Annotated in this window: 20 protein-coding genes and 1 riboswitch; of the genes, 13 read left to right on the plus strand and 7 right to left on the minus strand. The window is 63.6% G+C overall.

Annotated features, from left to right (window positions below; translation table 11 throughout):
• Positions 1 to 108 precede the first annotated feature (108 nt).
• The gene (locus B0E55_RS02350) at positions 109 to 681 is read left to right on the plus strand and encodes a TetR/AcrR family transcriptional regulator (RefSeq protein ID WP_019747106.1); all 573 of its coding nucleotides are present in this window, start codon (positions 109 to 111) and stop codon (positions 679 to 681) included.
• Positions 682 to 818: 137 nt separating this feature from the next.
• Positions 819 to 2,666 (plus strand): DUF2339 domain-containing protein, encoded by a 1,848-nt coding sequence (locus B0E55_RS02355; protein WP_080909007.1) that lies wholly within the window; start codon positions 819 to 821, stop codon positions 2,664 to 2,666.
• On the opposite strand, the gene B0E55_RS02360 is transcribed toward B0E55_RS02355, so the two are convergent.
• From B0E55_RS02360 to trmB, 3 genes are read right to left on the minus strand one after another with little or no spacing between them, the layout of a single operon-like run.
• The gene (locus tag B0E55_RS02360; RefSeq protein ID WP_021343022.1) at positions 2,641 to 5,562 is read right to left on the minus strand and encodes an MMPL family transporter; all 2,922 of its coding nucleotides are present in this window, start codon (positions 5,560 to 5,562) and stop codon (positions 2,641 to 2,643) included. The two genes, B0E55_RS02355 and B0E55_RS02360, sit on opposite strands and share 26 nt — an antisense overlap.
• A 10-nt stretch (positions 5,563 to 5,572) precedes the next feature.
• The gene (locus B0E55_RS02365; protein WP_003945733.1) at positions 5,573 to 6,280 is read right to left on the minus strand and encodes an NYN domain-containing protein; all 708 of its coding nucleotides are present in this window, start codon (positions 6,278 to 6,280) and stop codon (positions 5,573 to 5,575) included.
• Positions 6,277 to 7,035: a tRNA (guanosine(46)-N7)-methyltransferase TrmB gene (gene trmB, locus B0E55_RS02370; RefSeq protein ID WP_019747110.1), complete on the minus strand. Its 759-nt coding sequence runs from the start codon at positions 7,033 to 7,035 to the stop codon at positions 6,277 to 6,279. Before trmB ends, B0E55_RS02365 begins: the two co-directional genes overlap by 4 nt.
• 199 nt (positions 7,036 to 7,234) lie before the next feature.
• Here trmB and B0E55_RS02375 point away from each other — a divergent pair, with 199 nt between their 5' ends.
• The 6 genes from B0E55_RS02375 to epsC all read left to right on the plus strand — a co-directional run bounded on the left by B0E55_RS02375 (position 7,235) and on the right by epsC (position 13,744).
• Positions 7,235 to 8,131 carry a GTPase domain-containing protein gene (locus tag B0E55_RS02375; RefSeq protein ID WP_070386327.1) on the plus strand — a complete coding sequence of 299 codons (897 nt, stop codon included), beginning with the start codon at positions 7,235 to 7,237 and terminating at the stop codon, positions 8,129 to 8,131.
• A 181-nt stretch (positions 8,132 to 8,312) separates the two neighbouring features.
• On the plus strand, positions 8,313 to 9,464 hold the full coding sequence (locus tag B0E55_RS02380) for a hypothetical protein (RefSeq protein WP_241895989.1): 1,152 nt from the start codon (positions 8,313 to 8,315) through the stop codon (positions 9,462 to 9,464).
• 133 nt (positions 9,465 to 9,597) lie between these two features.
• Positions 9,598 to 9,936 (plus strand): DUF6802 family protein, encoded by a 339-nt coding sequence (locus tag B0E55_RS02385; protein WP_080909009.1) that lies wholly within the window; start codon positions 9,598 to 9,600, stop codon positions 9,934 to 9,936.
• 277 nt (positions 9,937 to 10,213) lie between these two features.
• Positions 10,214 to 12,043 carry a phosphoenolpyruvate carboxykinase (GTP) gene (locus tag B0E55_RS02390; protein WP_080909060.1) on the plus strand — a complete coding sequence of 610 codons (1,830 nt, stop codon included), beginning with the start codon at positions 10,214 to 10,216 and terminating at the stop codon, positions 12,041 to 12,043.
• A gap of 181 nt (positions 12,044 to 12,224) precedes the next feature.
• Positions 12,225 to 13,160, plus strand: a complete 936-nt coding sequence (gene cysK / locus B0E55_RS02395) for a cysteine synthase A (RefSeq protein ID WP_019747115.1) — start codon at positions 12,225 to 12,227, stop codon at positions 13,158 to 13,160.
• Between the two features lie 5 nt (positions 13,161 to 13,165).
• Positions 13,166 to 13,744, plus strand: a complete 579-nt coding sequence (gene epsC, locus B0E55_RS02400; protein WP_019747116.1) for a serine O-acetyltransferase EpsC — start codon at positions 13,166 to 13,168, stop codon at positions 13,742 to 13,744.
• 58 nt (positions 13,745 to 13,802) lie between these two features.
• Here the strand turns inward: epsC and B0E55_RS02405 are convergent, their stop codons facing one another.
• The 3 genes from B0E55_RS02405 to B0E55_RS02415 are packed head-to-tail and all read right to left on the minus strand — an operon-like array spanning position 13,803 to position 16,042.
• Positions 13,803 to 14,105 (minus strand): hypothetical protein, encoded by a 303-nt coding sequence (locus B0E55_RS02405; protein ID WP_020906413.1) that lies wholly within the window; start codon positions 14,103 to 14,105, stop codon positions 13,803 to 13,805.
• Positions 14,106 to 14,133: 28 nt separating this feature from the next.
• Positions 14,134 to 15,093, minus strand: a complete 960-nt coding sequence (locus B0E55_RS02410) for a cation diffusion facilitator family transporter (RefSeq protein ID WP_019747118.1) — start codon at positions 15,091 to 15,093, stop codon at positions 14,134 to 14,136.
• A 10-nt stretch (positions 15,094 to 15,103) separates the two neighbouring features.
• Entirely contained in the window at positions 15,104 to 16,042 is a 939-nt protein-coding gene (locus tag B0E55_RS02415; protein WP_021333143.1) for an alpha/beta hydrolase, read from the minus strand.
• A 148-nt stretch (positions 16,043 to 16,190) separates the two neighbouring features.
• Between B0E55_RS02415 and B0E55_RS02420 the strand changes: the two genes are divergently transcribed.
• The 5 genes from B0E55_RS02420 to B0E55_RS02440 all read left to right on the plus strand — a co-directional run bounded on the left by B0E55_RS02420 (position 16,191) and on the right by B0E55_RS02440 (position 20,551).
• Positions 16,191 to 16,703 carry a TetR/AcrR family transcriptional regulator gene (locus B0E55_RS02420; protein ID WP_021333144.1) on the plus strand — a complete coding sequence of 171 codons (513 nt, stop codon included), beginning with the start codon at positions 16,191 to 16,193 and terminating at the stop codon, positions 16,701 to 16,703.
• A gap of 16 nt (positions 16,704 to 16,719) precedes the next feature.
• A riboswitch (cobalamin riboswitch) is annotated at positions 16,720 to 16,855 on the plus strand.
• 117 nt (positions 16,856 to 16,972) lie between these two features.
• Complete coding sequence (locus B0E55_RS02425) at positions 16,973 to 17,980, plus strand: FecCD family ABC transporter permease (protein WP_003945625.1); 1,008 nt, start codon at positions 16,973 to 16,975, stop codon at positions 17,978 to 17,980.
• A complete protein-coding gene (locus tag B0E55_RS02430; RefSeq protein WP_019747122.1) occupies positions 17,977 to 18,795 on the plus strand; it encodes an ABC transporter ATP-binding protein in 819 nt (272 codons plus the stop codon). Before B0E55_RS02425 ends, B0E55_RS02430 begins: the two co-directional genes overlap by 4 nt.
• Entirely contained in the window at positions 18,792 to 19,853 is a 1,062-nt protein-coding gene (locus tag B0E55_RS02435; RefSeq protein ID WP_080909011.1) for an ABC transporter substrate-binding protein, read from the plus strand. Before B0E55_RS02430 ends, B0E55_RS02435 begins: the two co-directional genes overlap by 4 nt.
• The gene (locus B0E55_RS02440; protein WP_046378019.1) at positions 19,850 to 20,551 is read left to right on the plus strand and encodes a (2Fe-2S) ferredoxin domain-containing protein; all 702 of its coding nucleotides are present in this window, start codon (positions 19,850 to 19,852) and stop codon (positions 20,549 to 20,551) included. Before B0E55_RS02435 ends, B0E55_RS02440 begins: the two co-directional genes overlap by 4 nt.
• Positions 20,552 to 20,881: 330 nt before the next feature.
• Here the strand turns inward: B0E55_RS02440 and B0E55_RS02450 are convergent, their stop codons facing one another.
• Complete coding sequence (locus tag B0E55_RS02450; protein ID WP_080909012.1) at positions 20,882 to 22,327, minus strand: aldehyde dehydrogenase; 1,446 nt, start codon at positions 22,325 to 22,327, stop codon at positions 20,882 to 20,884.
• Positions 22,328 to 22,330 lie beyond the last annotated feature (3 nt).

Genomic DNA, 22,330 nt, shown 5'->3' on the forward strand with positions numbered 1-22,330 from the left:
CGGTTTCAATTCTCGAATCATGTACCAATCGGTCTAGTGATGCAAGGTTTTGGCGATTTATGCACTTCAAGTGTTGTTGATATGTGTACTGATCGGTATGTTGAACTTATGTCTACGAGGGATTTGTTGGTCGATGCCGCTGCCGACTTGTTGCAGCGGAAGGGGTACGCGGGAACGGGTGTGTCGGAAGTGCTCTCGGCGAGCGCGACCACCAAGGGGTCCTTGTACTTTCACTTTCCCGGTGGCAAGGAAGAACTCGCAGGCGAGGCTCTGAGGCGACGCGGTGAGGCAATGGCCGATTTCATCCGGCATCTCCTGGAGAGCTCACCCGATGCCGCCACCGCGATCTCGGCATTTGCTGCCGCACTGGCTGCGCGTTTGTCGGATTCGGACTACGAACGTGGATGCGCCCTGGCCACGGCAACACTGGATGCCGCAACCGAATCCGAGGTCATCCGTGGTGCTTGTGCGGACGGGTACAACTCGTGGCTGGGGCTGCTGGCTCAGCGCCTCGAAGCCGACGGTTGGTCCCGCGAAGACGCAGAGTCCGAGGCAATTCTCGCTCTGTCCGCACTCGAGGGCGCGCTTGTCCTCGCTCGGGCGCGTCAGGATCCCGCTCCGCTTCACACTTCGGGTCGGTTGCTCTCCGAACGATTGCGGAATGCAGCGCCTCGGCGATAGTTCCCTGTCGGTCGATGATGCAGTCGGTCGATGGTGCCGTCAGTCGAAGGTGTCCTCAGTTGAATACGAGAACTCCCCAGGCTGATCGAGTAGTACTACTCATCTGATCGGTTCGGCCACGCAGCAAGCTCGTAGCCATGACCACACCGAGCTCTTCCGCCGTCGATCCGCGACTGGTGACCGCCCTGTCAGCCGAGTGCGACAGCATCGGCCGGCAGTTGCGCCACATGGGCCAGAACCTGTCGATCCTGCAGACTCAGCTGGCCTCGGCTACTGTGCCCCCGCCCATGCCGGTAGTTCCGGCACCCGCAGCTCCGGCGCCACAGATGCCGCCAATGCGTCCTCAGCAGAACGTGCCCACCTGGCAGCCGCCGACGTATCCGGTTGCCGCACCTCGCCAGCCCTGGTGGCAACGCGACGGTGTCATCAGTCGACTCCTGGCCGCCGCCGGTGTAGCCGTCACACTGATCGGCGTCGTGATGCTGCTGGTACTTGCAGCGCAGGCCGGATTCTTCGGACCGCCGCTGCGGGTGCTCGGTGGCGCACTCCTTTCCGGCGCCTTGGTGTTTGCCGGAGTACGGGTCCACGGACGACCAGGTGGCAAAGTGGGAGCGATTGCTCTGGCTGCCACCGGTTTTGCGGGAATGTACCTCGACGTCGTCGCTGCCTCTGTTCTCTACGGTTGGGTGACGACGCCGCTCGCGGTGGTGATTGCCTTCGGGATTGCCGCGGCCGGCGTTGCTTTGGGGGTGAAATGGGATTCCGAATCACTGGCGCTCATGATCGTTCTGGGCGCAGCGGTGCTGGCTCCCGTGTTGACGTCGGGAATATCGTTGACTCTCATCGGTTTCCTCTTCGCGATCCAGTCGGCGACGTTCTCCGCCCAACTCGGTCGTGACTGGAAGTACCTGGGCATGGCGCGCACAGTACCGGTGGTTCTCGCGCTGCTCGTAGCGATAGCGTCGGAGTCCATCTTCAGCGAATCCGGTAACAGTGCAGTGCAATTGGTGATCAGTGCCGGCGTGGTTGCAATAGTGGGCGCGGGCTGCGCGATGGCTATGCAGTGGACGGGTTCGCCCTCGCGCGGCGGAGTTGCAGGGGCGTGGTCCACCGCTACCTTTGTTGTCTCGTCCCTTCCGCTGATGAGCGTCGGGACCGTGCTCGGGCGCACCGAATCCGCAGTGCTGTACGGAATTGCAGCGCTACTACTACTTTCCGCTGCAGCGGCAGCCAAGCCTTTGCCGACGCAACTGCGATTCGGACTGGGCGCAACCGGCGCTCTTGCATTGTTGCTGTGCTGCTTGTCCGGGGCGACGGAATCTCTGGTCGTACCGCTGGTCCTCACCGTCGGCATGATCTTCCTCGGAGTCTCGCTGTATGCGGGTTCGCGCTTCGTCTTCGCCCTCGGAACCGCCTTTGCGGCAATCGGATCGATCGGATACCTCACGACGGTTCCGCCGGAAGCGTTGACGACTGCCCGTGCCGCATCCATGCAACTCGGTGCGATCACGGCACTCTCGAGCCTGACGGCGATAGGTGCACTGGTGATGCTGGTGTGGGCGATTCACCGACTGAAGTTGATCGCCGATTCGAATGCAGCGGTTCTATGGGCGGCCGCAGGGTTCGGTGTCCTCTACGCGGTGACGTGTGCGCTCGTCTCGTCCGGCGTCGAAATCTTCGACAGTGCAACCGGATTTGTTGCCGGGCACAGCGTTGCAACCATCGTCTGGATGCTTGCCGCCACGTCAGCGCTGGTGCTCGGATTGAACAACCGTCAGCATGCTCGCGTTTTGCTCGGAGCTGGTCTTGCTCTCACCAGCGCGGCAGTGGCCAAGCTGTTCCTCTTCGACCTGGCCACGCTCAGTGGGCTGGTGCGCAGCGCTGCCTTCCTGGTGGTCGGCTTGCTGCTCCTGCTGGTCGGGACTCGTTATGCACGAGCCTTCGCCAAGCAGGAGCAGGTCAGCTCCGCTTCTGGCGAGCGATGAGCTCGCTGACACTGATGGCGCCTGCGTCGTCAGGTCGGTGCCTGCCGGTGGCGTTGTCGTCGCCGTCAGAGGCATCCGAGACTCGGGGCTCGGTGGGACGACGCTCCGGAGCGATCGGTGGAGGCGGCGACTGGGGGGTCGCCTCCACCGAGGTCGGGGCCGAGCCGTTTGTTGCAGCGCCGTTTGTTGCAGCGCCATTTGTTGCAGAACCGTTGGTAGCACCGTTTGCAGAGCCATTCCGGCTCGAGCCGTTGGTACCTGAACCGCTGCTTGCCGAACCGTTAGTACGCGAAGGCGTCCGCACCACCGGCAGCGGCCGTGAGGCCGGGGGAGTCTGTTCCCGAGCCCGCAGGTCCGACAACCAACTCTCGATGGGACGCTCGGCCGGCGCAGCGGGCGTCGGGTTTCTCCGCTTGTCGGTGGTGTTCGGTTGCGGTCGGTACGAAGGATTGGGGACCGGTGCCTCGATCAAGTTCTGGGGCGCGCTGGCTGCACTCCCGATATCGAGACGACGTCGCGGTGCCGGCTTCTCCGCGGCAGGTGTATCCGTGTTCGGTGCCTTGATCGTCATTTCGCTGAGCGGAATGGGCTCGGTGAGAGGATCGGGAACACGAGGTCCGCTTTCCGGCTGTGCAGCCGGGGCAGGCGGCGGCATGACCCGCGAGGCCGCTTCGATCTTGCGCGGCTGACCCGGTCCGGCGATCGCACCGACAGGCGCGATCTGCGGGACGTTTGCGAGCACAAGTTCGTTGTCGAGGATCGGCTCACCCAGCCCGATCTTCTGCTGGATCCGCTTCATCCAGGCCGGGGCCCACCAGCAGTCGTCGCCGAGCAGTTTCATGGTCGCGGGGACCAGGAACATTCGGATCAGTGTGGCGTCGATGATCAGCGCGGAGATCATGCCGTACGAGATGTACTTCATCATCACCAGATCGGACAGGCCGAATGCACCGGTGACCACGATCAGAATCAGTGCGGCAGCGGTGATGATCCGGCCGGTATGTGCCGTGCCGATTCGGATGGATTCGGTAGTACTTGCGCCCTGCGCTCGCGCTTCGACCATGCGGGAGAGCAGGAACACTTCGTAGTCGGTCGACAGGCCGTAGACGATCGCGATGATCAACACCAGGACGGGAGACATGATCGGTCCCGGCGTGAAGTTCAACAGACCGGAACCGTGCCCGTCGATGAAGATCCAGGTCAAGATTCCGAGCGTCGAACCCAGGCCGAGCGCGCTCATCAACGCAGCCTTGATGGGCAGGACGAGCGAACCGAACGTCAAGAACATCAGCAGCGTCGTCAGCAGGATGACCGATACGACCATCAGCGGCAGACGGTCGAGCAACGCATCGACGCTGTCCTGCTCGATGGCCGGAGTGCCGCCGACGAGCACAGTTGTGCCCTCGGGCCAATCCGCGGATCGCAGATAGTCGATGGTGGGACGTGCCTCGTTGCGCTCGGTCAGACCGGCTTTGAGGACGTTGACCCCGTCCTTGGTCGCAACCTCCGGGGTGAACTTCTCGACCAGACCCGGCGCAGCGTTTGCGGTCTTGGAAATCTGACCGAGAGTGGTGTTGTCCGCTCCCTCGATGACGAGTCGAACGGGCTCGGTGCGATTGCCGGGGAAGAGCTCGTCGAACTGCGCCTGCGCGACACGCGTGGGGCTGTCCGGGGGCAGGTACGTCTCGTTGATACCGCCGAACTTGATGCCCGTCAGCGGAATGATCATCAGCAGTAGAGCCGCGACGATCGGGACCGCGACCTTGAGCGGATGCTGCATGACCCAGCGGGTGAGCTTGCCCCAGAAACCGTTCTCGATTTCCTCGTTGGTCTTGGTCTGGCGCAGCTTCTTGAAGGTCAGCGCGTCGATCCGTTTGCCGAGAATGCCGAGAATAGCGGGAAGAATCGTGATGGACGAGATCGCGGCAAGCATGACGGCAGCAATGGCGCCGTAGGCCACCGATTTGAGGAAGCCCTGCGGGAACAACAGCAGACCGCCGAGGCTGACGGCAACCATGGTCGCCGAGAACATGACCGTTCTACCCGCCGTCATGACCGTTCGGCGTACTGCGGTCGGGGTGTCGTACCCCTCGGCTATCTCTTCTCGGAAACGGCTGACGATGAACAGTCCGTAGTCGATCGCGAGACCCAGGCCGACCAGAGAGACCACGGGCGCAACAAACGCGTTGACCTCGGTGAAGTTGGTGATCAGTCGAATGATGCCGTTGGCGCCGATGACGGTCAGACCGCCGACGATCAACGGGAGGGCTGCAGCGACGACGCCACCGAAGACGAAGAACAGCAGGACACCGACGGCGGGAATCGCGAGCATTTCCATGCGCTTGATGTCGTTGGCCATCGTGTCGTTGAGCGAATTCGCGACAGGTTGCAGGCCGGCGAGTTGCACGTCGACGCCGTCGATGTAGAACTGCGACTCGACGTCGCGGAAGTTGTTGGACACCGCGGTGTCGTTGTCGCCGGCGATCGCGATGCTGGTGACCGCGTGTTGCTTGGTCTTGTCCGCCAGGGCCGCCACCGAGAGACCGTTGTCGACCTTGAAGTACGAGCCGTTGATCTTCATGATCTGGTCGGGGTTGTCGGCGACGAGCCGCTGCAGATTGTCGATGACCTTCGCTTGGAACTCGGGGTCGTCGACGGTCTTGCCCTCCGGCGCCGTGTACAGCGCCAGAACGTCACCCGTCGTGCTGCGTCCGAACGTGCCGTCAGCGAGTTTTGCAGCCTCTACCGATTCCGACCCCGGATCGTCCCAGCCGCTCTGGCTGAGATGATCCTGCAGGCTCAGGCCGTACGCAGCGAGCCCGAGGAGCCCCGCCACCATGACAGCGATGACGGTGAAGCGGGCTCGATAGACGATGCTTCCCCAGCTGGCGAACACTGATCAACTCCTACTCGGCAACACTTTTTCGCCCGATGAGCAGGGCAGAAAGCGGTCGGAACGGCTGCAACCAGGCGCCCTCGTCGGGCAGGGTGTCCAGGCTTACCCGTGGTAGAGGCTCACGGAAGACACCTGGGATGTCCTCGAGATCGACGAAGTCCAAGATATCGGACGACACAGCCCAGCTGGCGTGTTCACGGAACCCGAGAACCTGGACCGGGATACCGGTTGCTGCGATGTCCTCGAGAGGTTCGCGGAACGCTTGGCCGTCGGCTGACGCGACCATGATTCCGGCGAGGCCCTCGCCGTACCGGAGCGCGATGTGCTCGAGCATGTCCGAATCGACATCGCTGTCTTCATCGACCTTCGGCTTGGCGAACACCGCGAAACCCACGTTACGCAAGGCTTCGACCCAAGGACGAACGACGTCGGCGCTGCCGGACGCGATGTTGGTGAAGACGGTCGCTTCAGGCTCGAGCGTGCCGCTGTTCTGTGCGGACAGTTCGGCGGTGCGAGAGAGCAGCCAACGACCCAAAGCGTCGAATCGTGGCCGGTAGGCGGCGGTAGGCCGGCCACCGAGGATGGCGCCGAGGCCCATGTCGAGGTTGGGGGCGTCCCAGACCAGAAGCACCCGCTTGGGGTGGCGGGAGTCACGACCGAAGTCGAGAGGAGATTCCGACGACGTCACGTCGTCGGATAGCTGTTCGCTGACGCTCATGCTCTGATCTTCCCCCATATAAGCTCGGTGATTGCACTACCGACCTTATGGGCTTTGTCCTCGAACTTGGTGACCGGACGCTCGTGGGTCATCGGAGACTCCCAGTCGAGTGCGGTCAGCAGTGGCTCGGCATTGCCGGCTTCTTCGATCCATTCGGCGTACTCGGCGTGATCGGTTGCCACGTGCAGGACTCCGCCGGGCTTGAGGCGGTTGGCGATCAGCGCGAACGTCGGCCCCTGCAGGAGGCGACGCTTGTGATGGCGGGCCTTGGGCCACGGGTCCGGGAAGAACACCCGGACGCCCGTCAGGGACTCGGGGGCGACCATGTTCTCGAGTACGTCCATCGCGTCACCGCGTAGTACGCGGACGTTGGGAATCTCTTCACGCTCGACCTGCTGGAGAAGTTGCGCGAGCCCCGGGCGGTACACCTCGATCGCGATCAGGTTCACGTGCGGTTCCGCCTTGGCCATAGCGGCCGTCGCGGTGCCGGTACCCGAACCGATCTCGATGATCAGGGGTGCCTCGCGTCCGAACCAGGCGTTCGCGTCGAGCGGTGTGTCCGAGACGTCGGCGCCGATGAGCGGCCACTGACGGTCCCATGCCTGCTGCTGCGCGTCGGTCAGCGCACCCCGGCGAGAGCGAAAGCTGGTCACTCTCGGATGGAGACGGGACCCCTTGGCGTGGTCCGTCTGCCCCGTGTCAGGGGTCTGCGGTGCATGCTGATCGGCTTCGTTCACGAACCCATTGTCACGCATGACCCCCGTTTAGCGCAGACGGGTCTGAAGTTTGAGTTGAGACTTTCTGCGGAAAGTCCTGAAACAGCCGACTTCGGACAGCCAGCGAAAGAGTGGTGTCACCTGCCGTCCTTGCCGAGAACCTGACAGAATCTCACCGACACGATGGGGACGTGGGGTGGGGATGAACACAGGATTTGCATGCAGTAATTGGTCACGAATGTTGCCCGCAGAATCGATCGACGACGCCTGCGCGGAGCCGATCGACCACTTGCGCGCTCTGGCATATCGGCTGACGTCGATCGATTCGGGAGCCGCAGAGGCGGTTCACTCGGTGCTCGGATCGCTGAGCGCGCCGCTCGAATTGGTGGTCGCCGGGCGAGCCGGGGTGGGGCGGTCGTCGTTGGCGCGGATCCTGGGGCGCGACGACAGGTTCTCGCACAGAGTCGTCGGCGCACCGGTTGTGGTGACCGAGTCACGCGCGTTCGACGTCCCTGGAACGTCGAACCCCGATCTGGGTCGTCGTTGCGTTGTCTACGTGGTGGTCGACGCGGTCCGCGACGTCGACGGCCGAGCCATTGCCCGAGTTTCCGATCGTGTGGTCGTCGCTGCGAACAAGGCTGACTTGTTCGGTCCGCGCTGGGACGAGGCGCTGGGACGGGCCGCGGAGATCTCGGAGACCGTCGGCGCGCCCACGGTTCCGGTGGAGACACTGACCGGGCGCGGCGTCGAAGAATTGTTCGCGGCTCTCGGACCTGTTCTGGAGGCGCAGTGGTGGAGCCGGGTCGAGCAGATCGGCCCGGCGCTGAGGCGGTCTGCCTCGCGCAGCGCTGCGGGCAGGGACGAGATCGAGTTGTATCTGAGTTCGGACTCCGCGGTGTTGTTCGGCGCCGCGGCGGCGATGATGAGCCCCGAAATTCGAGCCCTGCGTCAAGGCGAGCCTCCCGATCCTCGTACCGCCGACGACGCGGGCACATGCAGCCGGTGGTGGGGCGAGCTCGTGGACGAGTCGGAACAGGCTCCGCAACAAAGGGTCTCACTGATTCGCCGCGGGTATGTGCGTCGGTGGGCGCAGCTCGGGGGCGATCGCTCCGCTCCGGCGGTGACCGATGGATAGCGTTTCGGTACTTCCGGATTCGGTGCTGCGCGTGGTGCAGCGATGGAATCCGGCATCCGATCCGGGTCGCCAGGTCGTCGCCGAAACATCCAGTGGCACTAGAATTTACGTTGTCGGCCCACCGAGGTGTGGACGGGAAGACGTCGCCCGGATGTTCAATGCTTCGGATGACTGTTCGACAGTGACACGCGAGGTGGACGCCGACGTCGTACTTCTGGTCGTCGACGCCGCCAGTGTGATCGGACGCGAGGATCTTCTTCTTCTCGACGACGCTGCAGAGAGCGGAATCCCGGTGGTGGTCGCGCTGACCCGCATCGACGTCTACCGAGACTGGCAGGCGGTGCGCCGGCGTGATGCCGAGATTCTCGCGTCGCACTGCACCGCTTTTGCTCAGGCCCCGGTGGTCCCGATTGCGCCCGGTCAAGAGCAGTCGCTCGTTGCGGTCGTGAGCCGGGCGGCACGGGAGAGGGAAGCAGGCGGTTCGGATTCCGGTGTCATCGCGCAGACGCGCCGGATGATCGAGATAGAGATCCGGAATCTGCGTGACAGCGTTCCTGGTGCCGAACTGCGGGCCGAGCGATCACAGCTGCTCGCAGACCGCGACGGCCGGCGAGGCGAACGCCTGGTGCAGGTGCGAAGCCGACTGCAACGAGCGCGCGGGGATCTGTCACAACAAATCGCCGAGGCAACCCGGGCGACGGTCGCCGGGGCACGTGCCTGGGTCGACGCGGCCTCGCGAGCCGAATTGGGCAGCGTGCCGACGCGACTGCAGCACGAGGTCGACCACCACACCCGGGTGTTCGATGCCGCGATGGCGGCAGCGGTGGAAGTGGCGGGCACGACCGGATACATGCCTTCCCCACGGATTCCGGAGGGCCCGCCGCGCCGTCAGCGCGGAAACGAGGACCGGGTGACAATTCTTGTCGGCGCGTCCGCGGGTCTCGGCCTCGGCCGTATCGCGGTGACTCCGCTGGAGATGATTCCGGCCCTGGAGTTCGCGAGTATCCCCGTGACGTTGGTTCTGGGTGGCGCCGCGGCGTGGTGGTTGGCGCGAACTCGCGGGCTGACGGCGGATCGTGCCTACTCGAGGTCGTGGATCGTCGAATCGATGTCGACGGTTCGCGCACAGTGGGAGCAGCGAGTCCAGAGTGTTCTGCTCGAGGCCGAGGCGGATCTGGGAGCGGCGATCATGGCGGAGAGCCGCGAGCAGGTGGCGTCGGCGCAGGCCCGAATCGTGGAGATCGACGGTGAACTTCGTGAGCTTGCCGCGGCCAGATCAGGGCAACTGGCGTCGTGCGAGCGCGACCTCGCCGTTTTGAACGCCGCCTACTGACATTCCGCGAGTGCAGAGTTCTCCACAGCGCCGCAATTTCGGCCTCGACTGATCGTCGGGGTCTGGTAATACTGAGCGGACGGTTTCGGTAGGGGTTGCCGAAGCGGTAGGTCACCATCCAGTAGGGGGAGTAATGGACGCATTTCTGATCACGGCCGGACACATCGACGGGCACGAAGCCGAAGCGCTCGATCCTGGGCGTATCGACCCCGAGACCTTCGGGCCCTCGTCGGGACCGGTCGATGCCGGCGACCTGAACTTCGACGCCTTCGACTTGGACGGTGACGGAACGGTCGACAGCCGTGTCGTCCACTCCGACGACGACGTCGTGATCGTGTCCGATTTCGATCGCGACGGTAGCGCCGATCGCCTCACGATGATCGAGTCGGACGGCGACTACTCGGCCTGGGAATGCAGTCGAGACGACGAAGGCGCCCTCGTGTGGCAGAAAATCGATGCCGGAGCGCTCTGAAAAGGTTCCGTTTATGTGCTCTGAGCGCCGGGTAGGCACCTGAACACACCAACTGAATCGTTTCTGTGACATTTCTGACCGCACCCGATTACCTGCAGGTGAACAGCCAGCGTTAACCTCAATACATAGGACACCCGGCGTCCGTGAAATCCACGTGAGTGGATGACGCGGCTGGACCCCGTCGAGAGGGGGACACCGGGATCGACTGGTATCGGGGCGCTGCAGTTTGCATCCGGTGTCACGAGAACCCGGTTCCGGCTCACCCCAGGAGAGTTTGATGACCTCAGCGACCATTCCCGGTCTCAATGGAACTGACGGCACGCCCCCCACGCAGCACAAGGAACTGCTTGCATGGGTGCAAGAGGTTGCCGAACTCACCCAGCCTGATCGCGTCGTCTTCGCAGACGGCTCGGACGAAGAATGGGACCGACTGACAACGAAGTTGGTCGAGGCAGGAACCTTCACCCGCCTCAACGACGAGAAGAAGCCGAACTCTTTCCTCGGCAACTCCGATCCGTCCGATGTCGCGCGAGTCGAATCGCGTACGTACATCTGCTCGAAGGAAGAAATCGACGCAGGTCCCACCAACAACTGGATGGACCCGGCGGAGATGCGCACCCTCATGGGTGACCTGTACCGCGGTTGCATGCGTGGACGCACCATGTACGTCGTGCCGTTCTGCATGGGCCCCCTCGACGCCGAGGATCCGAAGCTGGGCGTCGAGCTCACCGATTCCGAGTACGTCGTCGTCTCCATGCGCGTCATGACCCGCATGGGCGGCAAGGTTCTCGACAAGCTCGGCACCGACGGATTCTTCGTCAAGGCGCTGCACTCGCTGGGCGCTCCGCTGGCCGATGGCCAGGAAGATGTCGCGTGGCCGTGCAACGACACCAAGTACATCACCCACTTCCCCGAGGATCGTGAGATCTGGAGCTTCGGTTCCGGCTACGGCGGAAACGCTCTCCTGGGCAAGAAGTGCTACTCGCTGCGTATCGCTTCGGCAATGGCACACGACGAGGGCTGGCTGGCCGAGCACATGCTCATCCTCAAGCTCATCTCGCCCGAGGACAAGGCCTACTACATCGCGGCGGCATTCCCCTCCGCTTGTGGCAAGACCAACCTCGCGATGATCCAGCCGACCATCCCCGGATGGCGCGCCGAGACCCTCGGCGACGACATTGCCTGGATGCGTTTCGGTGAGGACGGACAGCTCTACGCCGTCAACCCGGAATTCGGTTTCTTCGGCGTGGCTCCCGGCACCAACTGGTCGTCGAACCCCAACGCCATGCGCACCATCGACCAGGGCAACACGGTCTTCACCAACGTCGCTCTGACCGACGACGGTGACGTCTGGTGGGAAGGCCTCGAAGGCGACCCGCAGCACCTGATCGACTGGAAGGGCAACGAGTGGACGCCCGAGTCGGGCACCCATGCGGCTCATCCCAACTCGCGTTACTGCACCCCGATGTCGCAGTGCCCGATCATGGCTCCCGAGTGGGACGACCCGAAGGGCGTGCCGATCTCGGCAATCCTGTTCGGTGGACGCCGCAAGACGACGGTTCCGCTGGTCACCGAGGCTCGCGACTGGCAGCACGGCGTCTTCATGGGTGCAACGGTCGGCTCCGAGCAGACCGCAGCAGCCGAAGGCCAGGTCGGTACGGTTCGCCGCGATCCGATGGCAATGCTGCCGTTCCTCGGCTACAACGTCGGTGACTACTTCCAGCACTGGATCGACCTCGGCAAGTCCGCGGACGCGTCCAAGCTCCCCAAGGTCTTCTACGTCAACTGGTTCCGCCGTGGCGATGACGGACGCTTCCTGTGGCCAGGCTTCGGCGAGAACTCTCGCGTCCTGAAGTGGATCGTCGAGCGCATCGAGCACAAGGCTGCCGGCATCGACACCCCGATCGGCGTCGTTCCCACCGGATCGGCACTCGACATCGAAGGCCTGGACGTGTCGGACGCCGACATCACCGAGGCCCTCGCGGTCAACATCGACGAGTGGAAGGCCGAGATCCCGCTCATCGAAGAGTGGTTCGACTTCGTCGGCGAGAAGCTGCCGACCGGCATTCGTGACGAGTTCGAAGCTCTGAAGCAGCGGTTGGCCTGATAAACCGCCCCCGTATGTAGTGGCCTGATGCCGCATTGGTTCAATTTGATGAACCGATGCGGCATCGGTCGTCTGTATGCCCTTGCCTGTAGCCGTTAAGCAGTTCAGCCGTTATGCAGTTCAGCCGTAAAGCAGTGATCAGCGAGCGGGTCGACACACTCGATCCTCAGGAGGACCAGATATGAGCGGGATCTACAACAACGTGACCGAATTGGTCGGGCGCACCCCGATCGTGCGGCTCAACCGTCTGACCGAGGGCCTGGACGCACAGGTCGCCGTCAAGCTCGAGTTCTACAACCCGGCCAACAGCGTCAAGGACCGGATCGGCGTGGCAATCATCGACGCCGCCGAGAAGTCCGGTGCACTCAAGCCCGGCGGAACCATCGTCGAGGGCACCAGTGGTAACACCGGTATCGCACTCGCCATGGTCGGTGCTGCTCGCGGCTACAAGGTCATCCTGACCATGCCGGAGACCATGTCCACCGAGCGTCGCGTGATGCTGCGTGCTTACGGCGCCGAGATCGTGCTGACCCCGGGCTCCGAGGGCATGGCCGGTGCAGTCGCCAAGGCCAAGGAAATCGTCGAGCAGACCGAGAACGCTGTCTCGGCCAGCCAGTTCGCGAACCCGGCCAACCCGGCCATCCACGAGGCAACGACGGGCGAAGAGGTCTGGGCCGACACCGACGGCGCCGTCGACATCTTCGTGTCCGGCATCGGCACCGGCGGCACCATCACCGGCGTCGGACGCACCCTTCGCAAGTACAAGCCCGAGGTCAAGATCGTGGGCGTCGAGCCCATCGACTCGCCGATCCTCAACGGTGGCCAGCCCGGTCCCCACAAGATCCAGGGAATCGGCGCGAACTTCGTGCCCGACGTCCTCGATCGCGAGATCTACGACGAGATCATCGACGTCTCGTTCCCCGATTCCATCGAGGTCGCTCGCGCACTCGGAACCCAGGAAGGCATCCTGGGCGGCATCTCGTCCGGTGCCATCGTCTGGGCCGCACTCGAGTTGGCGAAGCGTCCGGAAAACGCCGGCAAGCTGATCGTGGCTGTCGTGTGTGACTTCGGCGAGCGTTACATCTCCACCCCGCTGTTCGAACACATCCGGGACTGAGACTTGTGAGTATCCTCGGGACAATTCGCGAGGACCTGCAGGCTGCGCGCGGTCAGGATCCTGCCGCGCGCAGCAATGTGGAGAACGCGCTCGTTTATTCAGGGCTGCATGCCATTTGGGCGCATCGGGTTGCGCATCGCATGTGGGTCGTCCCTGCGCTACGCGGCCCGGCGCGAGTGCTCTCGCAGCTGACACGCTTCGTTACCGGCATCGAGATTCACCCCGGTGCCACCATCGGTCGACGGTTCTTCATCGACCACGGCATGGGCGTCGTGATCGGGGAGACGGCCGAGGTCGGTAACGACGTGATGCTCTATCACGGCGTCACCCTGGGTGGTCGCTCGCTCGAGCAGGTCAAGCGTCACCCGACGCTCGGAGACCGGGTCACCGTCGGCGCTGGTGCCAAGATCCTCGGACCTGTCGTCATCGGTGAAGGTAGCGCTATCGGCGCCAATGCCGTTGTCACCAGAGATGTTCCGGCCGAATCCATCGCGACGGGTATCCCGGCGGTGGCGCGGCCACGGACCACCAAGGAAAAGCTGGTGGACCCGAACAGTTACATCGATCCTGCGATGTACATCTGAAGCATTCCTTCTTCGATGGCCACCCTCGTGTAGACGGCGGGTGGCCATCGGCGTCTGTTCAGGCTCGCGTCAGGTGCCACCCGCGACGTCCCAGTACGACGGCCGTCGCTGCGCCCAGTGCCGCCCCGATCAGGGGATAGCAGGCCAGGACGAGCCAGCGCGGTCCGTCTAAGGGTTCGTAGGCGGTGGCTATCGTCGATTCGGTGTCCCGAGCCATCTGCATGTCCCGAAATGGTACGTAGGAACCCTGATAGACGATGGTCTTGTCTTGACTGGTCATCACGTCGATCAGACTGCCCACCAGGGGAATTCCCCCGACGACAAATCCCAGAACCGCCAGAATCACGATCAGTGCGCGCATCGAACGAGCCTATCGCCCGGCCGGAAGTTCAGACTGCGATCGACGGTTCTTCGGGCGTCGAGAGGGTCAGGATCGCCCGCACGACGCGTGGACTCTGCTCGAGTGAGCGTTCGAGTTCGCGCAACGTGTGGGCCACTCGGGATTCCGCGTAGTCACCGACCAGATCGACGCTAGCCACCAGGTAGACCTGCCGCGGCCCGAGGTATTCCATGCGTAGGAACGTGATTCGGTTGATCTCGGGTAGTTGGGTGAGAGCTTCGACGGCTGCTGCCCGCAGCGTCGGTGAGGCCTCTTCGCCGACCAGGAATCGGCGGTTGCGGTCGATCAGGATGATCGCGATGACTCCGAGAAGTATGCCGACGAAGATGGAGCCGAGGGCGTCGGGGATCGGTGAACCGGTGATCTGGTGCAGTAGGACGCCGACGAATGCGATGACCAAACCGATCAGTGCTGCAGCATCTTCGGCGAACACGGCCCGGGTCGTCGGGTCGGATGTGTTGAGCGCCTGGGCCATGACGTCGCGGTTCACGGCGGACGCTTCGGTTCGGAGTTGCTTGTACGCCTGCCGGAACGAGATGCCTTCGAGGATGAACGAGACGCCGAGGACTGCGTAGGCGACACCGAAGTCGGTGGCCGGTTCGGAATGGAACAGTTCCTGGATGCCGTGGGTGATCGACACACCTGCGCCGAGCGCGAAGAGTCCGAGGGCGGCGAACATCGACCAGATGTAGGCCTCCCGGCCGTACCCGAGTGGCTGGTCTCGGTCGGGAACCCTTTTCGAGCGGCGGTTCGCGATCAGCAACAGCACTTCGTTGCCGGTATCGGCCCAGGAGTGGGTGGCCTCGGCGACCATCGATGCAGATCCGGTGACGATGGCGGCCGCCGTCTTGGCCCCGGCGATCAGCGCGTTAGCCGCAAACGCCAGTACGACTGTCGTGGTGCTCTCGTCGCCGTTTCCCGTCGGCTCGGCCTTGGGTTCGATGCTCACGAACTTCAGGCTAGGCGGGTGGCGACGGTTTCGTGCGGTGACGCTCGGCGACGGAGCGCAGCAGTGTGTCGACGGCGTCGTGGAACTGCGTCAGGCCCGGCTCTTCGACGGGAAAGTGCCCGCACCCGTCCAGCATCACGAATTCGGTGGGTGCGTTGATGCGGCGGAGGAACTGCAGGCTCAGTTCGGGTGGCGTCCATCGGTCGTCGGCCGGGTGGGTGAGCAGAACGGGCGTCGTCCGAAATGCTTCGGGTGCGGTGTGCTCGAACGAGAAGTAGCTGCTGAGGAATCCGAGTGGCACCCGAACACCGCCACCGCGCGGATCGGTTGCGCACAGCGTCGCGAGTTCACGGTTGCTGCTCATGTTCGCGACGTCGGCGACCCAACGGATGGGCACGCGGATACGGCCCACCAGTCGTTCGGTGCGGCGCATCAGGGGAGCGCCGTAGACACCCATCGGGCCGAACCGCGCCGCGGCAGCTCTGGCCGACGGATTCGAGGGATCGAGCAGACAGGTAGCGACGACGGCGTCGGCCAGACCGGTCCGCGCGGCTACTTCGTAGGCCAGCAGACCGCCGATGCTGGCGCCCAACAACACCAGCGGCCGATCGTCGGCTGCCTTCTCGGCCCGGACGAGATCGCAGAGGAGATCGACCCACTGCTCGTACCGGACGCCGGCGGGATCGGCTACGACGGTGTCGCCGTACAGCGGAAGATCGGGGAAGAGGACTTCGGCTCCGAGTTTCACGCCGATCCCGGCGAACGGCCACAACGCGCCCGAGTAGCCGCCGGCGCCGTGGATGCCGAGAACACGAACCGGCGCGTCTGGAGCCACTGCCCGTGCGACGTGGACGGTGTTGCCGTTCCGCTCCCACCACGTCGGGGTCGGCGCCGGCATGTGGTCGGTGTACCGGTCGGGCATAAACTTCGAGTAATCGGCGCTGGTCACCTACACAATTCTCGGTACCGGCGTCGCGGCTGACAACTCGCATCGGAGGACCGTGTCGACTCGGCGGAAAAGGCCCTCCCAGCAGCGCTCGAGGGCTACCTACGACGCGATCCTGGAGGCAGCTACTCGCGTTTTCGCGTCGGAGGGCATGGCAGCGACCACCAACCGGATCGCTGACGAGGCAGGGGTGTCGGTGGGCTCGCTCTACCAGTATTTCGGCGACAAGTACGAGATCCTCGCGGAGTTGGCGAACCGTCACGTGAGTGCTGCGCGGGAGAGTTTTGCGCTCTGCCTTGCCGACATCGTCGAGCGTGAGCTCACCCCGGACGAGGCCGTCCGGATGTTGGTGGAGTGCGCGGTCGAAGTGAACAGTAAGCCGCGAGAGTTCTTTCACCTGCTCTACGATCAGGTTCCGCGTACGCGTGAGCTCATCGCGCAGGTCGAAGGAATGAATCGGCAACTGGTACTGGGTTTTTCGGAGTACTTGCAGAGCCGCGGTTTCAGTGCGGACGATGCGTTGTTGACGTCGCGGCTGACTGTGACTGCCGTGGACAGCCAGGTGCATCGGGTTGTGCTGGAATCGGATTCACCCGAAGACCTTCGAGTGCGAACGGAAGCCGTCGTGCGGCAGGCGAGATCGATGATCGCGTCGGAATCCTGATCCGGTGTGCGGAATGGTGACCACAGTCCGTTATGGTTCTGACGTCATCATCGAGGTAATGGGAAGTCGGTGCAATTCCGGCGCGGTCCCGCCACTGTGAGGTCGTCCATGCGTCGACCGTAGCCAGATACCACCCTCGTTGACGTTGTGTCATGCCACGAGGATGGATCGGTCACACCATGAATGCTGTTGGCGGAGCTCTGTCTCCACCTACCCACCTGCCTTCGCCGAAGGCTGGTGCGCCTCGCGGACGGCTCAGTCCGGGTATCGTGCTGCCCGCTCTGCTGGTCGTCACCGTGCTCTCTGCTGTGTGCGCGTTGGCATTCGGATCCGAGATGCTCCCCGTGTCCACTGTGGTGGACGTGGTGCACTCGCGCTTCGGAGGCCCACCCGTCACGCGTTCCGAACTTGCGATCGTGTGGGGGATCAGAGCACCTCGGGTACTGCTCGGTCTGGCCGTCGGCGCTGGTCTTGCCGTCGCCGGCGCGGTGGTGCAAACCCTCGTCCGCAACGCTCTCGCCGATCCCCACTTGCTGGGAGTGTCGTCCGGCGCGAGTGTAGGTGCCACCGCCGTCATCACCACCGGACTGTTCGCCGGCGCGGGAGTGTGGGCGCTCAGTTTCGGCGCGATGATCGGGGCGTTGGGAGCTGCGATTCTCGTCTTCACCATCGCGACGCTGCAAGGCGGTATCACTCCACTGCGATTGGTTCTGACCGGCACCGTTACCGCATCCGCCCTGTCGGCGATCGCGAGTTTTCTGGTGCTGCGTACCAATGATTCCCAGGCCGCGCAGTCCGTATTGTTCTGGCTCCTGGGAAGTTTGGCCGGGGCATCTTGGGACAAGTTGTGGGCGCCGGTCATCGTAGTGTTCCTGCTGACGGCAGCGGTGTTCGCCCTGCACGGTTGGCTGGATGCGCTGGCGGCCGGACCGGACGTCGCGGCTTCGCTCGGTATTCCCATCCGAACCCTGCGAAACGTGCTGTTCGGCGTGCTGGCAGCGTTGGTCGGCACGATGGTTGCAGTGTCCGGCGCGATTGCCTTCGTAGGCTTGGTCATACCGCACGTCACACGCATGCTTGTCGGAGCCAGACATCGAGTGGTGTTGCCGGCGGCAGCGCTGATCGGCGCGTCGTTCCTGGTGTGGGTCGACGTCGTGGCGCGGACCTCGTTGCGGCCGACCGAGATCCCGCTGAGCGTGGTGACCGGGGTGATCGGTGCCCCGCTGTTTCTCCTGCTTCTCGGCCGTCGGCGCTACCGATTCGGTGGCAGTTCGTGAGCGCCCGCGCCCTGGCGGTGACCGCGTCCGGAGTCGTTGTCCGCATCGACCGCCGAACCGTCGTCAAGGGCGTCGACATCGCGGCGGACGCCGGTGCAGTAGTAGGCGTCGTCGGTCCGAACGGATCGGGCAAGTCGACTTTGTTGCGTGCGCTTGCCGGTCTCGGACCGATCGCTGACGGTGACGTCCGCGTCGGCGGCGAGTCCGTGCACGCGATGTCCGCGCGTTCGCGGGCCAAAGCCATTTCTTTTGTGGCGCAGGAAGAGCAGAGTCCCGCCGATTTGTTGGTTCACGAGTACGTGACTCTGGGGCGCACGCCACATACAAAGCCCTGGAGTGTCGGCGGAAAGCACGAGAATGCCGTCGTTGATCGTGCTCTGGGCGAGGTCGGAATGATCGAGCACAGGCTCTCTTCGATGGACACGCTTTCCGGCGGCGAGCGTCGGCGGGTATTTCTCGCCCGAGGTCTCGCGCAGGACGCCGGCGTGCTCATCCTCGACGAGCCGACCAATCATCTCGACATCCGGCATCAACTCGAACTGCTCGATCTGGTCCGGTCGTTGGACCGGACGGTGATCATGGCACTGCACGACCTCGATTTGGCTGCGGCAGTGTGCGATCGGGTGCTCGTGCTCGCGGATGGAGTGGCCAGGGCGTTCGGACATCCATCCGACGTACTCACCACCTCGGTGGTGGCAACTGTCTTCGGCGTCGAGACTTTCGAGCTCGTGAACCCCGCGACAGGCCGTTCACACCTCGTATTCGAATCACGAAATTCTCAACTACAACAATCATTTTCGGAGAGTGCACTTTGATACATGTCAAGACTCGAGCGTCGTTCGGTGCGGTTGTAGCCGCGACAGCGTTGTTGACAGTTGCCGGCTGCTCGGCAACCGCGCCCGTCGACGAAGCTGCAGACAAGACTTCGGTGACATTCGAGAACTGCGGGACCGAAAGCACTTTCCAGCTTCCGATCGAGAACGTCGTTGCGACAAGCAATGCGGCCAATATCGGCACCATTCTCCGAGTCGGCGGTTTGGATCGTCTCGCGGCCGTCGTGTTGAACACGAACAACGACGCGGTCATGGAGTCGATGTTCGGCCCTGGAATTGCGGACGTCCCACACCTGGACGGAACGATCACGATGGAGACGATTCTGGGTAAGCAGGCGGACCTGGTGGTCGGCTCCTACAGTGGCTTGTTCAAGGGAGCCTCCGGTGTGACGCCGGAATCGCTGCAGAGCAACAACATCGATGCATATGTGATCTCCGATAGTTGTAGGCAGAGCGCCGCAGCGGATTCCGCGCTCGGCACGATGGGTCCGTGGGATGCCCTTCGTGCGGACGTGACCAATTACGGAAAGCTGTTCGGAACCGAGGACACTGCCGCCGAGGCATTGACCGAATTGGATTCACGTTTGGCACGTCTGGAGTCCGCGCCAGATGCCGCCGACAAGCCGAAGGTTTTGATCTACGACAGCGGTGAAGAAGATCTGTACACCAGCGGAGGCAACGGAGCCCCCAACGGAATCATCGACGTCGCCGGGGGAACCAACGTGTTCGCCGACGTCGACAACACCTGGTTCAAAGCGAGCTGGGAGACCGTCGCGAAGTCAGAACCCGACGTCATCGTGATCATGGACTACAAGAAGAGCGCTGACGAAGTACAGGGCAAGATCGACGCGATCAAGAGCCGAGAAGGCCTACGCGATCTCGACGCCGTCAAGCAGAACCGCTTCGTCGTACTCCCGCTCGCGATGTTCACCAGCGGATTCCCCAACGTCTACGGCGCGGAAGAGCTGCGCGCGAAGATCGAAGAGTTCGGACTTGCTCCGTCGAGCGGGATCGACTGGACAACCGCGCCGTCGGCATGAGTGTCGACAGTGGTTCGCATCGGGTGATCGTCGTACTACGGCCGACCGTCAGCGGCCTCGACGAGTCGGCCGCGCGACGGATGTTCGACGCTGTTCGGGCCGGCACCGACGCCGACGTTCGTATTGCGTACCTCGATGTCGCGTCGCCGAGCCTTCACGAGGAACTCGATCGAGCGCATACCGATGACGTGGGCAAGGTCGTGTTGATTCCAGTTGCGGTGCCAAGGGATCGGTACCTGCTCACGTGGACCAGCAAGGCGGTTGCGAACTGGCGCGAAACCCGGATCGGTGCCGAACTGGAAGTCTCGCTCCACGAATCGGAAACGCTCGAAGGTGCTGTGGCCGCGCAGGTGATCGATGAACTCGGCGCGGCCGGAAAGCCGATCACTGCCAGTCCGGCGTCGTATCGCAGTCCGGCTTGGTCGGTGATCGAGCAGCACGATACACATCTGTTGGTGTGCAAGGGGCCCCGCTGCATGGCGTACGGAGCAGGGCCTCTCCACCGGGCCATGAGTGCGGCGGCCAAAGGCACTTCGGCAAAGGTGACGGGAACCGGTTGTCTGAGCCCGTGCAACCTGGGCCCGTTGGTGATCGCGAACCCCGGTGGCACCTGGTTCGGTCATGTGGACGCCGGTGACGCTGAAGCATTGGTCGCAGGTCAGGAGAATCAATTGGTGGATCACGTCCTGGACCGGTAGATACAGGTCGGCGAAACAGAGAACCCGCTGAGCGCGAAGTGCGCTCAGCGGGTTCTGTGGTCCTGTCTCAGGAGCCGAAGGGAAGGGTTCCCGGCGGGATCTGGTATCCACTGCTGCCGACGGAGGCGCTGCCCCAGAGTGCGAGGAAAGCGTTGATGGCGTTGGTGAGCATATGAATGTCCTTTGTGAGATGACTGATTCGTTTTCGACGGTACCGGGTGGATCTGTGGATTCGCTGGGAGTTGGCACCCATTTCATGGGGCTGGCACCCGTTCCGGCAGGTCGGAACGGGTGCCAACTGTCAGCAAAGGGTGCCAACTCCCGGGTGGGTCAGCCCACGTAGCCGGGCGGCATGAGTACGGACTTGGTCTCGCAGAAGGCTTCGAGGCCCTCAGGTCCGTTCTCGCGTCCGATACCGGAGTTCTTGTAACCACCGAACGGTGATCCGGGATCGAAGGCGTACCAGTTGATCGCGTAGGTACCAGTGCGGATCTGCGCGGCAACTTCGAGTCCGTGATCGATGTCGGTGGTCCACACCGATCCGGCGAGGCCGTAATCCGAATCGTTGGCGATCTTGATGGCCTCGTCCTCGGAGTCGTACGGGATCACCGAGAGGACGGGTCCGAAGATCTCCTCGCGTGCGATGGTCATCGAGTTGTCCACGTCGGCGAAGATCGTCGGCTCGACGTACCAGCCCTTGTCCAGGCCGGCGGGACGTCCACCACCGAGTACGACGCGCGCGCCTTCTTCCTTGCCCTTGGCGATATAGCCCTCGACGCGCTCGCGCTGCTTCTCGGAGATCAGCGGGCCGAGTTGTGCTGCGGGATCGGACGGATCGCCGACGGTCATGAAGCCTGCCGCGGTCTTCATTCCCTCGATGACCTCGTCGTAACGCGAACGGGGAGCGAGGATTCGGGTCTGAGCGACACAGGCCTGGCCGGTGTTCATCAGGCCGGACATGACGAGCATCGGCATTCCGGCGGCGATGTCGGCGTCCTCGAGGATGATCGCGGCGGACTTGCCACCCAGTTCGAGGGAGCAGCGCTTGAGGTTCTGCGCGGCGATGGCACCGATCTTGCGGCCGACGGCACTGGATCCGGTGAACGTGATCTTGTCGATGCCCGCATGAGAGACCAGGTATTCGCCGGTCTCGGCTCCGCCGGGGAGCACGGAGATGACGCCTTCGGGAACGCCTGCCTCGGTGAAGATCTCGGCGATCACGTGGACGGAGAGAGGGGATTCGGGTGCGGGCTTGAGCAGTACGGTGCAGCCGGCGAGCAGCGCGGGGGCCAGCTTGTTGATCGCCAGGAACAGCGGGACGTTCCAGGCCAGCACGGCGGCGACGACGCCGACGGGCTCACGGGTCACCTTGGTCTGCCCGAACGCACCGGAGCGCTTCTCTTCCCACGCGAACTTGTCGGCCAGCTCGGCGTAGTAGCCCAGCGTCGCCATCGATGGGGTCTGCTGCATCATGCCGACCATGGCGGGCGGCTGGCCCATCTCGTTGGAGATGAGCTGGTTGATTTCCGCGCTGCGCTCTTCGATCAGCTTGGCGGCCTTGGCGAGGATCGCGCCGCGCTCGGCGGGGGTGGTGCGTGACCACGGTCCCTCGAACGCCGCGCGGGCTGCGGACACGGCCGCGTCGATGTCTGCCGGTGCTGCGATGGGACAGCTGCCGACGCGCTCCTCCGTTGCGGGAGAGAACACTTCGAGTACCTGGTCGGTGGCCGGGGCCACCCATGCTCCACCGATGTAGAGCTTGTCGTAGTCAGTCATCAA

Source organism: Rhodococcus sp. 66b (assembly GCF_002076325.1).
GTDB classification, from domain to species: Bacteria; Actinomycetota; Actinomycetes; order Mycobacteriales; family Mycobacteriaceae; genus Rhodococcus_F; species Rhodococcus_F erythropolis.